Genomic DNA, 14795 nt, shown 5'->3' with positions numbered 1-14795 from the left:
TACCCTGAGGTTTTATCGACATGTCAGCCGTTCGCAGCAAGATTTGCGGGATTACCCGCATAGAAGATGCGTTGGCGGCGGTCGAGGCGGGGGCCGATGCCATCGGGTTCGTGTTCTACGCCAAAAGCCCGAGGGCTGTGACGTTCCAACAGGCGCGCGACATCATCAAGGTGCTGCCGCCGTTCGTCACAACCGTGGGGTTGTTCGTCAACGCCAGTCGGTGCGAGCTGGGTGAGTTGCTCGACGCCGTGCCGCTGGACCTGTTGCAGTTCCATGGCGATGAAACGGCTGCCGAGTGTGAAGGGTGGAACCGGCCGTACATCAAGGCGCTACGGGTCAAGGCGGGTGACGACATCGCGGCGGCCTGCGATGCGTTTCCTACTGCCAGCGGTATCTTGCTTGACGCTTATGTCGAAGGCATTCCCGGTGGAACCGGTGAGGCGTTCGACTGGTCCCTGATACCGCATGGCTTGAGCAAGCCGATCATTCTGGCGGGCGGTTTGACGCCTGAAAACGTCGCCGAAGCGATTGCCCGGGTCAAGCCTTACGCCGTGGACGTCAGCGGCGGGGTAGAGGCGGGCAAGGGCATCAAGGATCACGCAAAGATTCGGGCATTTATAGAAGCGGTGCGTAGGAGCTAGGTTGATGTGACGGCTGGCAGACTGCCGCCGTCCATAACTTCACTTGCACAAAGCAGGCACGGCTGAGGATGTTTCGGGTTGTACGCAGGTCGCTTTTCGCTGACCCGGCCACCCGATCAATCATCGCCACACACATGAATTTAGCTCAAGGGCATACGCGGGGCTGCGAACAAAGCGTTCGGGCCGCCGGTACTGGAGAAAGAAAGCATGAGCAACTGGTTAGTAGACAAACTGATCCCTTCGATCATGCGTTCCGAGGTCAAGAAGAGCTCGGTGCCTGAAGGTCTGTGGCACAAATGCCCGTCTTGCGAGGCTGTGCTGTATCGTCCGGAGCTGGAAAAAACCCTGGATGTTTGCCCAAAATGCAACCACCACATGCGTATCGGCGCCCGCGCCCGCATTGATATCTTCCTTGATGCCGAAGGCCGTGCCGAACTGGGTGCGGACCTGGAGCCGGTTGACCGTCTGAAGTTTCGTGACGGCAAGAAGTACAAGGATCGCCTGACCGCTGCCCAGAAGCAGACCGGCGAAAAAGACGCACTGATTTCCATGAGCGGCACATTGCTGGGCATGCCAGTCGTTGTTTCGGCCTTCGAATTCTCCTTCATGGGCGGTTCGATGGGCGCCATCGTCGGAGAGCGCTTCGTTCGCGCCGCCAACTATGCGCTGGAAAACAAGTGCCCAATGATCTGCTTCGCCGCTTCCGGTGGTGCGCGGATGCAGGAAGCCTTGATCTCCCTGATGCAAATGGCCAAGACCTCCGCGGTACTGGCGCGTCTGCGTGAAGAAGGCATTCCGTTCATCTCCGTGCTGACTGACCCTGTTTACGGGGGCGTTTCCGCCAGCCTGGCGATGCTCGGTGATGTGATCGTCGGTGAGCCCAAAGCCCTGATCGGCTTTGCCGGCCCGCGTGTAATCGAGCAAACCGTGCGTGAAAAACTGCCGGAAGGCTTCCAGCGCAGTGAGTTCCTGCTGGAGCACGGTGCCATCGACATGATCATTCACCGTCAGGAGCTGCGTCCGCGCCTGGGCAACCTGCTGGCACAAATGATGGGCCTGCCGACGCCGAAATTCGTCGCTGCGCCAATCGAGCCGATCGTGGTTCCACCGGTACCTGCCAACCTATGACCCAACGTACCCTTGGCGAGTGGCTCGCCTACCTTGAGCAGTTGCACCCTTCGGCCATCGACATGGGCCTGGAGCGCTCGCAACAGGTAGCGTCCCGCATGGGACTGGGCAAGCCGGCGCCTCGGGTAATTACGGTCACTGGCACCAACGGCAAGGGTTCTACCTGCGCATTTGTGGCCTCGTTACTACGGGCGCAGGGCCTGAACGTCGGTGTCTACAATTCTCCGCACCTGCTGCGTTACAACGAGCGGGTGCAGGTCAATGGCGTCGAAGCCACGGATGCCGCGCTGTGCGAAGCCTTCGCGGCTGTCGAGGCCGGTCGTGGCGATACTTCCCTGACGTATTTCGAAATGGGCACCCTGGCAGCGTTCTGGCTGTTTCAACAGGCCGGGCTTGATGCTGTGGTGCTGGAAGTTGGTCTGGGTGGGCGTCTGGACACGGTCAACGTGGTGGATGCCGACATGGCGCTAGTCACCAGCATCGGCGTCGATCATGCGGACTATCTGGGAGATACCCGTGAGTCCGTGGCTTACGAAAAAGCCGGCATCTTCCGCCAGGGCGCGCCTGCGCTGTGTGGCGATCTGAATCCTCCACAACCACTGCTGGACAAGGCGCGCGAGCTGGCTTGCCCGTTTTACCTGCGTGGGCGTGATTTCGACCTCGGCATTACCGATCACAACTGGCAATGGCGCGGACTTGATGCGCAGGGGCGCGCCGTGGAATTGCGTGATTTGCCCTTGCTCGATCTGCCAATGGAAAACGCTGCGCTGGCGTTGCAGGCCTACTTGTTGCTGGGTTTGCCGTGGGTGGATGCACAGATTGTCGATGCCCTGAAAGCGACGCGGGTAGTCGGTCGTCTCGATCGTCGGCAGTTCGACTGGCAGGGCAAGCGCCTGAACCTGTTGCTGGACGTGGGCCATAACCCGCATGCCGCCGAGTACCTGGCTCGCCGTTTGGCCAGTCGACCACCAGCCGGCAAGCGTCTGGCGGTGTTCGGGTTGCTGGCTGACAAGGATCTGGATGGTGTTGTCGGTGAATTGAATGCTAGTGTCCAGCATTGGGCTGTGGCGCCGCTGGATTCGCCGCGCGCCCGTCCGGTCGCTGATTTGCACAAGGCGTTGAAGAACCTTGGTGCTTGCGTAGCATCTTATTCAAGTGTGGCCTCCGCGCTGGAAGGTCAGTGTGCGCTGGCGACGAGCGACGACGAGATTCTGTTGTTCGGATCATTTTATTGTGTCGCCGAAGCCCTTGAATGGTTGGCTCGGCGCTCCACGGAGGAAGCGGCAAATGGCATTGCTGGATAAGGCCTACAAACAGCGCATGGTTGGCGCTCTGGTGCTGGTGGCGTTGGCGGTGATTTTCCTGCCGATGCTGTTTTCCCGGCAGGATGAGCAGCGGCAGGTGACGGTCGATGCGCCGGCTGCGCCGCAGGCGCCGGCAATGCCGCAAGTTCAGGTCGAGCCGGTGGTGGTGCCTGAGCCGCAAGCGCTGCCTCAAGAGCCTGTGCCGAGCGATGATGAAATCGCTCAGCAAGAAGTGCCTTCGGCACCTGTTGCGCCGGTTGCCCGTGTAGCCCCTGCGCCTGTGGCCAAGCCGGCTCCGGTGCCTGCTTTGGCCGCCAAGCCTGCTGCCGCGCCGTCGCAGCCTATCTCGGCAGCGCCGGGCAAGCCTGACACCACGCAAAGCCGTATCGACGCAAACGGCCTGTCGGTCAGCTGGTCGGTTCAGGTGGCGAGTCTTGCGAGCCGAGAAAATGCCGAAAGCCTGCAGAAAGACCTGCGCAGTCAGGGCTACAACGCTTACATCCGATCCTCTGATGGCAAGAATCGAGTGTTTGTCGGTCCGCTGATCGAGCGCGCCGAAGCCGACCGTCTGCGTGACTTGTTGGACCGCCAGAAGAAGCTCAAGGGCTTCGTCGTGCGCTTCCAGCCTGAGCGCGGTTAACGAGCGACCAATCGACTCTTTTTGTAGCAGCTGCCGAGCCTGCGAGGCTGCGTCCGGCGGCGCAGTCGTCGTAAAACCTGCCTGTACGGTGTACCTGATACACCGAGTTGCCTGATTTTACGGCTGCTGCGCAGCCGGACGCAGGCTTCGCCAGCGGCTACATTGCTAAGCGCGGTTAAATACTATCGCCCCGATTTGAAAAGCACTGACAATCGCAGCTTACCGATAGCCCTGCGCTCTGCTAAAATGCGCCGCCTTATCCGTCTGTAGGCTGCACTGTGCCATTTACCTGGGTTGACTGGGCGATCGTTGCAATCGTCGCCATCTCCGCATTGATCAGTCTGAGCCGCGGCTTCGTCAAAGAAGCACTGTCGCTGGTGACCTGGATCATCGCAGGAGCCGTTGCCTGGATGTTCGGTGGTTCATTGTCCGAGTACCTCGCCGGATACATTCAAACACCGTCGGCTCGTGTAATCACGGGCTGTGCCATCATGTTTGTCGCCACGTTAATCGTAGGCGCAATGATCAATTATCTTATCGGCGAGTTGGTTCGCGTCACCGGGCTATCCGGGACCGATCGATTCCTCGGCATGGCCTTCGGCGCCGCGCGTGGCGTATTGCTGGTGGTCGTGGCGGTCGGGCTGTTGAGCCTGGGGCCGGTACAGCAGGACGGGTGGTGGAAAGAGTCGCAGCTCGTGCCAAAATTTCTATTGGTTGCAGATTGGTCCAAAAACCTGATTCTCGGGTGGAGCAGTCAGTGGCTTGCCAGCGGTATCAGCGTACCCGCTGAGATACCGTTCAAGGAGCAACTCTTGCCGATGGCCAAAACGCCTCAGTGAGTGTTGTTCAGTTCAGATCCATTAAGTAGGGGTTGCGTCGCATGTGTGGCATCGTCGGTATCGTCGGTAAGTCGAACGTCAATCAGGCGCTGTATGACGCGCTAACCGTGCTCCAGCACCGCGGCCAGGACGCTGCCGGTATCGTGACCAGCCATGATGGCCGGTTATTCCTGCGCAAGGACAACGGCCTGGTGCGTGACGTGTTCCATCAGCGTCACATGCAGCGTCTGGTCGGCCACATGGGCATTGGCCATGTGCGTTACCCGACCGCAGGCAGCTCGACGTCGGCCGAAGCTCAGCCGTTCTACGTCAACTCGCCTTACGGCATCACGTTGGCGCACAACGGTAACCTGACCAACGTTGAACAACTGGCCAAGGAGATTTACGAATCTGACCTGCGCCACGTCAACACCAACTCCGATTCGGAAGTGCTGCTGAACGTGTTCGCTCACGAACTGGCCCAGCGCGGCAAGTTGCAGCCAACCGAAGAGGACGTGTTCGCCGCCGTCACCGACGTGCACAACCGTTGTGTGGGTGGTTACGCGGTCGTGGCGATGGTGACCGGTTACGGCATCGTCGGTTTCCGTGACCCGCACGGCATCCGCCCGATTGTCTTCGGTCAGCGTCATACCGACGAAGGCGTCGAGTACATGATTGCCTCCGAAAGCGTCTCCCTGGACGTACTCGGTTTCACCCTGATTCGCGACCTGGCGCCAGGCGAAGCGGTCTACATCACTGAAGACGGCAAGCTGCACACCCGTCAGTGCGCGACCAACCCGTCCCTGACTCCGTGCATCTTCGAACACGTCTACCTGGCGCGTCCGGATTCGATCATTGACGGCGTTTCTGTCTACAAGGCTCGTCTGCGCATGGGCGAGAAGCTCGCCGAGAAGATCCTGCGCGAGCGTCCTGAGCACGACATCGACGTGGTCATCCCGATCCCGGACACCAGCCGTACCGCGGCCCTGGAGCTGGCGAACCACTTGGGCGTCAAGTTCCGCGAAGGCTTCGTGAAGAACCGCTACATCGGCCGGACCTTCATCATGCCGGGCCAGGCCGCACGGAAAAAGTCCGTACGCCAGAAGCTCAATGCAATTGAATTGGAATTCCGCGGCAAGAACGTCATGTTGGTGGACGACTCGATCGTTCGCGGCACGACCTGCAAGCAGATCATCCAGATGGCTCGCGAAGCCGGCGCCAAAAACGTCTACTTCTGCTCCGCCGCACCGGCCGTTCGCTACCCGAACGTCTACGGCATCGACATGCCGAGCGCCCACGAGTTGATCGCCCACAACCGTTCGACTCAGGACGTTGCCGACCTGATCGGCGCTGACTGGCTGATCTATCAGGATTTGCCTGACTTGATCGAAGCCGTCGGTGGCGGCAAGATCAAGATCGACAAGTTCGATTGCGCGGTGTTCGATGGCCAATACGTCACCGGCGACGTCGACGAGGCTTACCTGAACAAGATTGAGCAGGCACGTAACGATGCCTCCAAGGTCAAGACGCAGGCAGTCAGTGCGATCATCGATCTGTACAACAACTGAGTTTCTACCGGCCCTGAGGGGCCGGTTTTGTATCTACTAAAGACTCTCTATATCAAGCAGCAAGGCAAGGAGTGTGAGCATGAGTCAGGATTGGGATGCCGGTCGGCTGGACAGCGACCTCGAAGGCGTAGCGTTCGATACCCTGGCCGTTCGTGCCGGTCAGCACCGTACGCCGGAAGGCGAACACGGCGATCCGATGTTCTTCACTTCCAGCTACGTATTCCGTACCGCTGCCGACGCGGCTGCGCGGTTTGCCGGTGAAGTGCCGGGCAACGTTTATTCGCGTTACACCAACCCGACGGTGCGTGCGTTCGAAGAGCGCATTGCTGCGCTGGAAAGCGCCGAGCAAGCCGTGGCCACGGCCACCGGCATGGCTGCGATCATGGCGGTGGTGATGAGCCTGTGCAGTGCGGGTGATCATGTGATCGTTTCGCGCAGTGTGTTCGGTTCGACCATCAGCCTGTTCGAAAAGTACTTCAAGCGCTTCGGTATCGAAGTCGATTACGTGCCTCTGGCGGACTTGTCCGGTTGGGATGCGGCAATCAAATCCAACACAAAGTTGCTCTTTGTCGAGTCCCCATCCAACCCGTTGGCCGAGCTGGTGGACATCGCCGCGCTGGCGCAAATCGCACACGCCAAAGGCGCGATGCTGGTGGTCGACAACTGCTTCTGCACCCCGGCGTTGCAGCAGCCGCTGAAGATGGGCGCGGACATCGTCGTGCACTCGGCAACCAAGTTCATCGACGGTCAGGGCCGTTGCATGGGCGGTGTGGTGGCCGGTCGTAGCGAGCAGATGAAAGAAGTGGTCGGTTTCCTGCGTACTGCCGGGCCAACCCTGAGCCCGTTCAACGCCTGGATTTTCCTCAAGGGCCTGGAAACCCTGAACCTGCGGATGAAGGCGCATTGCGCCAACGCCCAGCAACTGGCCGAGTGGCTGGAGCAGCAGGACAGTATCGAGAAAGTCCATTACGCCGGCCTCAAGAGCCACCCGCAGCACGAGTTGGCGTTGCGTCAGCAGAAGGGTTTCGGTGCGGTGGTCAGTTTCGAGGTCAAGGGCGGCAAAGACGGCGCTTGGCGCTTTATCGATGCGACCCGTCTGATTTCGATCACTGCCAACCTCGGTGATACCAAGACCACGATTACCCATCCAAGCACTACCTCTCATGGTCGTCTGGCGCCGCAAGAGCGTGAAGCGGCGGGCATTCGTGACAGCCTGATCCGTATTGCGGTCGGTCTTGAAGACGTGGCTGATCTGCAAGCCGATCTGGCACGCGGGTTGGCAGCCTTGTGATCGAGTTGTCCACGCCGACCTCCGGGTCCAATGGCCGAGTGGCCTTGGTCACCGGTGCCGCGCGCGGTATCGGTCTGGGAATCTCGGCATGGCTGATCAGCGAAGGCTGGCAGGTGGTGCTGAGCGATCTTGATCGGGTGCGTGGTTCGAAAGTGGCGAAAGTGCTCGGCGACAATGCCTGGTTTATCGCCATGGACGTCTCGAACGAAGGGCAGGTGGCGCTGGGTGTTGCTGAAGTGCTGGGGCAGTTCGGGCGACTGGATGCGCTGGTCTGCAACGCGGCAGTGGCCGAGCCGCACAACATTACGCTGGAAAGCCTCGATCTGGCTTACTGGAATCGTGTGCTGGCGGTGAACCTCAGTGGGCCGATGTTGTTGGCCAAACACTGTGCGCCGTACCTGCGCGCTCACAGCGGCGCGATCGTCAACCTCGCCTCGACCCGTGCCGGGCAGTCGGAACCGGATACAGAGGCTTATGCAGCGAGCAAGGGCGGTTTATTGGCCCTGACTCACGCATTGGCGATCAGTCTTGGGCCGGAGATCCGCGTCAATGCGGTCAGCCCTGGCTGGATCGACACGCGCGACCCTTCAGTGCGACGTGCCGAGCCGCTGACGGATGCCGATCATGCCCAGCATCCGGCGGGCAGGGTAGGGACGGTCGAAGATGTCGCGGCGATGGTGGCCTGGCTGTTGTCGAAGAATGCCGGCTTTGTCACGGGCCAGGAGTTTGTGGTCGATGGCGGCATGACCAAGAAGATGATTTACAGCGAGTAGTTCCAGCGGACCCATGACAGACAGGGCTTGAGGTTGAAGGCGCTGGTTGTCAGTGCCGCGGGAATTGACACGATTTTGTCTTTTTCAGAAAAACTTCAATCCTGCTATTGACTTAGGTTCGGTACCTGCGTAAATTTCGCGGCCTCGGAGATGCAAACGGGTGATTAGCTCAGCTGGGAGAGCGTCTGCCTTACAAGCAGAATGTCGGCGGTTCGATCCCGTCATCACCCACCACTTCCGAGAGTCTTGCGAAAGCAAGATGGAAGCTGTAAAAAGCCTCCACCGACGCGCAGCGGTAGTTCAGTCGGTTAGAATACCGGCCTGTCACGCCGGGGGTCGCGGGTTCGAGTCCCGTCCGCTGCGCCATATTTTCCGAGTCAGATTTATCTGGTTCGAGATTGAAAAGCTACTGAGTTTTCAATCAGACGAGTTACTTGGGCGAAAGTCCAAAGCGATACGCAGCGGTAGTTCAGTCGGTTAGAATACCGGCCTGTCACGCCGGGGGTCGCGGGTTCGAGTCCCGTCCGCTGCGCCATATCTGCTTCAAGGCCCACTGAACGCCTTGAAGCTACGAAGAAAGATGCTGGTAAAGCCAGTGCTGCTTCGAGTCGATAGCAAAGACCCTGGTCGAAAGACCGGGGTTTTTTGTGTCTGCGATTTGGCTTTGTCTCCTTCCCGTCATCCTCATGGATCCGCATCTGCCGGCCAAGCGCGAGCGCTCAGTGAGCTCCGATCCCTCTCGAAAATCTCTCCCCCCCTTTTTTAATCCGCCGCCCCGATGAATCGGCGCCTGCGCGGCCGAATTACCTCTCCGTCACTAAACAATTCAAGCATTTACTCGATGCAATTTGCACAAAGGACTTGGTGTGACGCCTCAACACAAATTAGAATGAATCTCATTTAGAATATTTCTTCGCGCAGGGTTTCTTTAGATGAGTGATGTAGCTACGCCGCCGGAGCAAACCTTCCACGACCTGTACCGCGACCACCGTGGCTGGCTCGAAGGCTGGTTGAGACGACGCATGAGTAACGGCAGCGATGCGGCAGATCTGAGTCAGGATACCTTTGTGCGGTTGCTCGCCAGCTCCCAACGCATCGCCGATCTGCAAGAACCTCGCGCCTACCTGGCGACAGTCGGCAAGCGGCTGCTGACCAACTTCTACAAGCGGCGCAGCCTGGAGCAAGCCTATTTGTCTGCTTTGGCATTACTCCCTGAGGACTGCGTGCCGTCCCCTGAGCAGCGCTGGATGCTATTGGAAACCCTGCAAGCCCTGGATGAATTGCTCGATGGATTGGCGCGGCCGGTAAGGCGGGCGTTTCTCTGGAGCCAGTTGGAAGGCCTGGGTTATCAAGAAATTGCCGAGCGATTGCAAGTCTCGGAGCGCACGATCAAGCGCTACATGGCTCAAGCCTACGAACATTGCCTGTTGGTGGAGCTGTGAACGGTTCGGCACCTTCGGCTCAAGCCCGACAAGTCGTGCGGGCCGCCGCGCAATGGCTGGCCCTTATGGAATCCGGCTGCGCCAATGAGCGGGACCGGGCACAGCTGCAGAGCTGGCGCGACAGCCATTCCAGTCACGAACAGGCCTGGCAGAAAGCGCAACTCTTGCGCCAACGCTTTGCAGAACTGCCATCGGCCCTCGCCATGGCCAGTCTGGACCGGCCGCAAACCAGTCGACGTACAGTGCTCAAGCGCGCCGTCGGGGCGGTAGCTTTGGTGCCGGCCGCGTGGCTGATCAGTCAGCAATTGCCCCTGGATGTCTGGAGTGCCGACCTGCGGACCGTCACTGGGGAAAGCAAAAAAGTTCAGTTGGCTGATGGCAGCTCTCTGCAGTTGAACACCGCCAGCGCCGTCGATATCGACCTGAAGAACCGGCGTCTGAAACTGGTGGAAGGCGAAATCGCACTGAATGTACCCGGGACTTCGCCGCTGACGATCCTCACGCGCTTCGGGCAAGTGGTCGTCGGTCAGAGCGAAGTGTGCGTTCGTCAGGGGCAGGCGGGCTACAAGGTGTCAGTACTTAAAGGCACGGTGCAGTTACAGCCCCTGCGCGGGCCGGTCTTTTCATTGCGCGGCGGCCAGCAAGTCAGCCTTCAAGCGGCGGGTGCCGGCGCTGTGGAGCCATTCGACGTGCTGGCCCCAGGCTGGCGTGACGGTGTGCTGATGGCGCAGAACCAACCCTTGGGGGATTTTTTGCGCGAACTCAGTACCTATCGTCCAGGCGTATTGCGTTGGGAGCCAGAACTGGAATCGCTGCGCATCACTGGCAGTTTTCGCCTGGAAGACACCGATCGCATCCTCGCGCTGCTAGCGGCCAGCCTGCCGCTGGAGGTGCATTCGCGTACGCGTTACTGGGTAACGCTGGTGGCGCGCAAAAATAATGTTTAAAGCGTGTCCCCTTTTTTCGCGCCGCTTGTCATTCAAGGCAAGTGAAACGAAATCAGAGAGATTCTCAATGCCTGTAGTGATGCCTTGTAGTACGCGTCTGGCTCCGTCCCGGTTGCGCCCCTTGTTGCACTTGAGTCTGTTGTTGAGTCTGAGTGCCTGTCCATTGTTTATCACTGCCGGTTGGGCCGAAGACGCGCCGCGCCGCAGCTATCAGGTGCCGGCCGGTAGCCTCGGCGCGGCGTTGACCCGTTTCGCGGGGCTGGCCGGGGTCAATCTGTCGGTGGACCCGGCACTGGTGAGGGGGCGCACCAGCCCTGGTCTTTCCGGCGACTTCGCGGTGGAGGAGGGCTTCACCCAGTTGCTACAGGGTTCCGGTCTGCAACTGCAGCCGGTGGGTGAACAGGCGTACATGCTGACCCCGGCGCCAACGGGCAGCGGCCTGCAACTGGGCGCTACCTCTATTTTCGCTGCTGCGGACACGGCGCACGGTGATCCGTATGCTGGCGGGCAGGTCGCGCGCCTTGGGTCGCAAGGCTTGCTGGGCTCCAAAGACTTCATGGAAACGCCGTTCAGCGAGACCACCTACACCAGTGAAACGGTCAAAAACCTGCAGGCTCGTACCTTGGGTGACCTTATCGCCAGCGATCCCTCGGTTCGCGCCACCAACCCGGCGGGTGGGCGGTATGAGCAGTTCACCATTCGCGGGCTTAGCCTGTTCAATAGTGATGTCTCCTACAACGGTCTCTACGGCGTCTTGCCGACTTACACGATCGATATGGAAATGGCCGACCGCGTTGACATCCTCAAAGGTCCGAGCCAGCTCATCAACGGCATCTCGCCGCGGGGTAGCGTGGGTGGAGGGATCAACGTGGTGCCCAAACGCGCCACCGATGCACCCATTACGTCGTTCACCACCAACTATGCCTCCAACAACCAGGTCGGCGGGGCCGTGGATGTCGGCCGGCGCTTTGGTGAAGGTGACATGTTCGGCGTTCGCTTCAACGGCGTGAAGCAGTCCGGCGACACCGAGTGGGATCATCAGAGTGTCGACCGTGACATGGCCGTGCTGGGCCTGGATTTTCGCGGTGAACGCCTGCGACTTGCGACGGACGTCGGGCATACCGAGCGTGATACCGACGCCCCGCAGGAGCGTGTGCAGGTGGGCGCCAAGGCGCAGGTTCCGCATGCAAGCGAGGTTCGCAGCAACTACGCGCAGCCATGGAGCAAGGCGCGTACCAGGGATACCTTCGGGACGGTGACCGGCGAATTCGATGTCAGCGACTCCGTCATGCTGTATGGCGGTGTGGGCGCGCGCAGGAGTGATCATGATTTTCTCCGACACGCCGTATCGGTCACCAACAACGCAGGTGATTTCAGCGTTCTGCCACGTGACTTCACCCGTGACGAAAATGTCCGGACGGCCAATGCCGGGGTGCGCAACTGGTTCCATACCGGCCCGGTGAGCCATGAAGTGAATCTGGCTGCCAGCTATTTCTACATGGACTTTGAAAATGGCGGCGCCCGTTATGCCGCTGCCCCCAGCAATATCTACAACCCCGTGCAAACACGGACGCCGATCACCCCCACGCGATTCGATCCGAAGGTGTATACCGAGAACCGCTTTAGCAGCATGGCGTTATCCGACACGTTGGGTTTCTTCGATGATCGAGTGCTACTGACCCTCGGCGCCCGCTGGCAGCGAGTGCAGGTTGACGACTGGTCGGATGATGTCAAAGGCGACACGGCCTATGATGAAGAAAAGGTTTCTCCGTCGGGCGGCATCCTGTTCAAGGCAACCGATAAACTGTCGCTGTATGCCAACTACATGGAAGGCTTGAGCCAAGGCAAGATTGCGCCGTCGACCTCGGTCAACGAGGACGAGATCTTCCCGCCGTTCATCAGTCGGCAGGTCGAGGTCGGTGCCAAGTACGACGCGGGTGCGTTCGCTATCACCACTGCAGTGTTCCGGATCAAGCAGCCGGCCTATGAGACCAACGCCATAACGCGAGTGTTCGGCCCGAACGGCAAACGCGAAAACAACGGTGTGGAAGTCAGTGTGTTCGGTGAGCCGCTCAAAGGTTTCCGCCTGCTCGGTGGCGTCATGTACATCGACAGCGAATTGACCAATACCGCCAACGGCACCTTTGACGGCAACCGCGCTCCTGCCACGCCGGAATACAACGTCAGCCTGGGCGCCGAGTGGGATGTACCGAGCGTGCAAGGCCTGACCCTGACCAGCCGCAGTATCTATTCCAGTTCGCAGTATCTGGACCAGTCCAATGACAAGGAAATCGATGCCTGGACGCGCATCGACGTCGGCGCGCGCTACGCCTTCAAGGTTGAAGAAAAGAACATCACCCTGCGTGCCAATGTCGAGAACGTCGCCGACAAGCGCTACTGGAGTTCTGCCGGGGCCTCGGATGACAGCGAGCCGGGATTGACGCTCGCGACCCCACGTACCTACCTCCTTTCAGCGACCGTCGACTTCTGAGTCGATTAACCGTGCGTTGCGCCACAGGGAAGGGCGCCGCCGGGTTGTGTTCATGAATTGATTCCTGCAGAGAAAGAAATGCTCGCCCATCTGACGTGAATGACCCATTGCGATATTTTTCTACAAGTTAGTGCCTGTTGCAGGGTATTAAAAAGTTGTCATTTTTATAATAAAAGCATGGCCGGATAATGGCACTGATGATCGTTTCTCAGGTTTTTTATAACTTGGGATTTTGTGTGCGTGAACGATTTTAATAGCTGACTGGCAAACTATGTAAGTTTTCAAAAAATGGCGAGCAAGTAGTTGCGTTAATTTGCAAATGAGAATAATTTGCATATCGAAACTTATCGAGGATAAACCGATGTTGAATGATGGCGTATTGCACTCTAACCCTTTGCAAAAAACCAATGCCGACTATCTGGCTCGACAAAGCAAGTTTGAATCCAATGTGCGCAGTTACCCGCGCAAGTTGCCGCTGGCAATTGCCAAGGCGCACGGGGTCTGGGTGACTGACGTCGAGGGTAAAACGTACCTCGACTGCCTGGCCGGCGCCGGCACTTTGGCTCTGGGGCACAATCACCCGGCCATCATGGCCAGCCTCGACAGCTTCCTTGCCTCGGGCCTGCCGATGCATACCCTGGACCTGACCACGGTAGTCAAGGATGCCTTTTGCGAAACCCTGCTCAGCCTGTTGCCAAACCAGGGCCGCGATTACTGCCTGCAATTTTGCGGGCCGTCCGGGGCGGACGCGGTGGAGGCCGCACTGAAACTGGCCAAGACCCACACCGGGCGCAATAACATCATCAGTTTCTCGGGGGCCTACCATGGCATGACCCATGGCGCCCTGGCCCTGACCGGCAATACCGCACCGAAAAATGCCATCGCCAGCCTGATGCCCGGGGTGCAGTTCATGCCGTACCCTCACGAATACCGTTGCCCGTTGGGCATTGGCGGTGAGGCCGGGGTAGAGGCCTTGACCCACTATTTCACCCAGTTCATCGAAGACGTCGAAAGTGGCGTGTCGTTGCCGGCGGCAGTCATTCTTGAAGCGGTGCAGGGGGAAGGTGGGGTCAACTGTGCTCCAGTGAACTGGCTGCGGGCGATCCGCGAGGTGACGCGCAAGCACGGCATCCTGCTGATCCTCGACGAAGTGCAGACCGGTTTCGCCCGCACCGGCAAGATGTTTGCCTTCGAGCACGCCGAGATCGAGCCGGACCTGATCGTCATGTCCAAAGCGCTCGGTGGCGGTTTGCCTATGGCGGTGCTGGGCATTCGTCGTGAGTTCGACGCCTGGGAGCCAGGTAATCACGCCGGCACTTTCCGCGGCAATCAGATGGCCATGGCTGCCGGGCTGGCCACGTTGCAGGTGTTGCAGCAGCAACACGTCGCCGCTCAGGCCGAGCGCCGTGGCCAGTGGCTCAAGGATCGACTGGTCGAGTTGCAAGCGCACTATCCGGCCCTTGGCCAGGTGCGCGGTCGTGGCCTGATGCTGGGCATCGAGATCGTCAACGAGCGCGAGCCGGCTGATCGCCACGGGCATTTCCCGACGGACCCGGCGCTGGCCGTGGCCATCCAGCAGCAGTGCTTCAAGCAAGGTCTGTTACTGGAGCGCGGTGGGCGCAAGGGCAATGTCATCCGCTTGTTGCCGCCATTGATTATCGACGATGAACAATGCCAACAAGTGATACAGCGTTTTGATAACGCTGTGGCCGCTGCGTTATTGCAGTTGCGCCCTTGAATGAATCAATCGAC

Annotated in this window: 12 protein-coding genes and 3 tRNA genes; all 15 read left to right on the top strand. The window is 59.5% G+C overall.

Annotated features, from left to right (window positions below):
* The first annotated feature begins 20 nt into the window (after positions 1-20).
* The 15 genes from BMS17_RS04625 to BMS17_RS04555 all read left to right on the top strand — a co-directional run bounded on the left by BMS17_RS04625 (position 21) and on the right by BMS17_RS04555 (position 14781).
* Positions 21-641: a phosphoribosylanthranilate isomerase gene (locus BMS17_RS04625; RefSeq protein ID WP_077430533.1), complete on the top strand. Its 621-nt coding sequence runs from the start codon at positions 21-23 to the stop codon at positions 639-641.
* 207 nt (positions 642-848) lie between these two features.
* Complete coding sequence (gene accD, locus BMS17_RS04620; RefSeq protein ID WP_046026890.1) at positions 849-1769, top strand: acetyl-CoA carboxylase, carboxyltransferase subunit beta; 921 nt, start codon at positions 849-851, stop codon at positions 1767-1769.
* Positions 1766-3073, top strand: coding sequence for a bifunctional tetrahydrofolate synthase/dihydrofolate synthase (gene folC, locus BMS17_RS04615; RefSeq protein WP_046026889.1), 1308 nt, complete (start codon positions 1766-1768; stop codon positions 3071-3073). Before accD ends, folC begins: the two co-directional genes overlap by 4 nt.
* Positions 3057-3713 (top strand): SPOR domain-containing protein, encoded by a 657-nt coding sequence (locus BMS17_RS04610; protein WP_046026888.1) that lies wholly within the window; start codon positions 3057-3059, stop codon positions 3711-3713. The genes folC and BMS17_RS04610 overlap by 17 nt, the downstream gene beginning before the upstream one ends.
* Positions 3714-3991: 278 nt before the next feature.
* Positions 3992-4552: a CvpA family protein gene (locus tag BMS17_RS04605; RefSeq protein WP_046026887.1), complete on the top strand. Its 561-nt coding sequence runs from the start codon at positions 3992-3994 to the stop codon at positions 4550-4552.
* A gap of 41 nt (positions 4553-4593) precedes the next feature.
* Entirely contained in the window at positions 4594-6099 is a 1506-nt protein-coding gene (gene purF, locus BMS17_RS04600; protein ID WP_046026886.1) for an amidophosphoribosyltransferase, read from the top strand.
* A gap of 79 nt (positions 6100-6178) precedes the next feature.
* Positions 6179-7390 (top strand): O-succinylhomoserine sulfhydrylase, encoded by a 1212-nt coding sequence (locus BMS17_RS04595; RefSeq protein WP_046026885.1) that lies wholly within the window; start codon positions 6179-6181, stop codon positions 7388-7390.
* The gene (locus BMS17_RS04590) at positions 7387-8163 is read left to right on the top strand and encodes an SDR family oxidoreductase (protein ID WP_077430531.1); all 777 of its coding nucleotides are present in this window, start codon (positions 7387-7389) and stop codon (positions 8161-8163) included. Before BMS17_RS04595 ends, BMS17_RS04590 begins: the two co-directional genes overlap by 4 nt.
* Before the next feature lie 158 nt (positions 8164-8321).
* A tRNA-Val gene (locus BMS17_RS04585) sits at positions 8322-8397 on the top strand.
* 55 nt (positions 8398-8452) lie between these two features.
* Positions 8453-8529 (top strand) — tRNA-Asp (locus BMS17_RS04580).
* 92 nt (positions 8530-8621) lie between these two features.
* Positions 8622-8698 (top strand) — tRNA-Asp (locus BMS17_RS04575).
* Between the two features lie 397 nt (positions 8699-9095).
* Positions 9096-9605 carry a sigma-70 family RNA polymerase sigma factor gene (locus tag BMS17_RS04570; protein WP_046026883.1) on the top strand — a complete coding sequence of 170 codons (510 nt, stop codon included), beginning with the start codon at positions 9096-9098 and terminating at the stop codon, positions 9603-9605.
* Positions 9602-10552, top strand: coding sequence for a FecR domain-containing protein (locus BMS17_RS04565; protein WP_077430530.1), 951 nt, complete (start codon positions 9602-9604; stop codon positions 10550-10552). The genes BMS17_RS04570 and BMS17_RS04565 overlap by 4 nt, the downstream gene beginning before the upstream one ends.
* Before the next feature lie 67 nt (positions 10553-10619).
* A complete protein-coding gene (locus BMS17_RS04560; RefSeq protein ID WP_077430529.1) occupies positions 10620-13043 on the top strand; it encodes a TonB-dependent receptor in 2424 nt (807 codons plus the stop codon).
* 361 nt (positions 13044-13404) lie between these two features.
* Positions 13405-14781, top strand: a complete 1377-nt coding sequence (locus BMS17_RS04555) for a diaminobutyrate--2-oxoglutarate transaminase (protein ID WP_077430528.1) — start codon at positions 13405-13407, stop codon at positions 14779-14781.
* Positions 14782-14795: the final 14 nt, after the last annotated feature.

Origin of the sequence: Pseudomonas sp. C9, assembly GCF_002000165.1 — a bacterium.
In the GTDB taxonomy this organism is placed as follows: domain Bacteria; phylum Pseudomonadota; class Gammaproteobacteria; order Pseudomonadales; family Pseudomonadaceae; genus Aquipseudomonas.
This window is presented reverse-complemented; position numbering and strand designations above follow the sequence as displayed.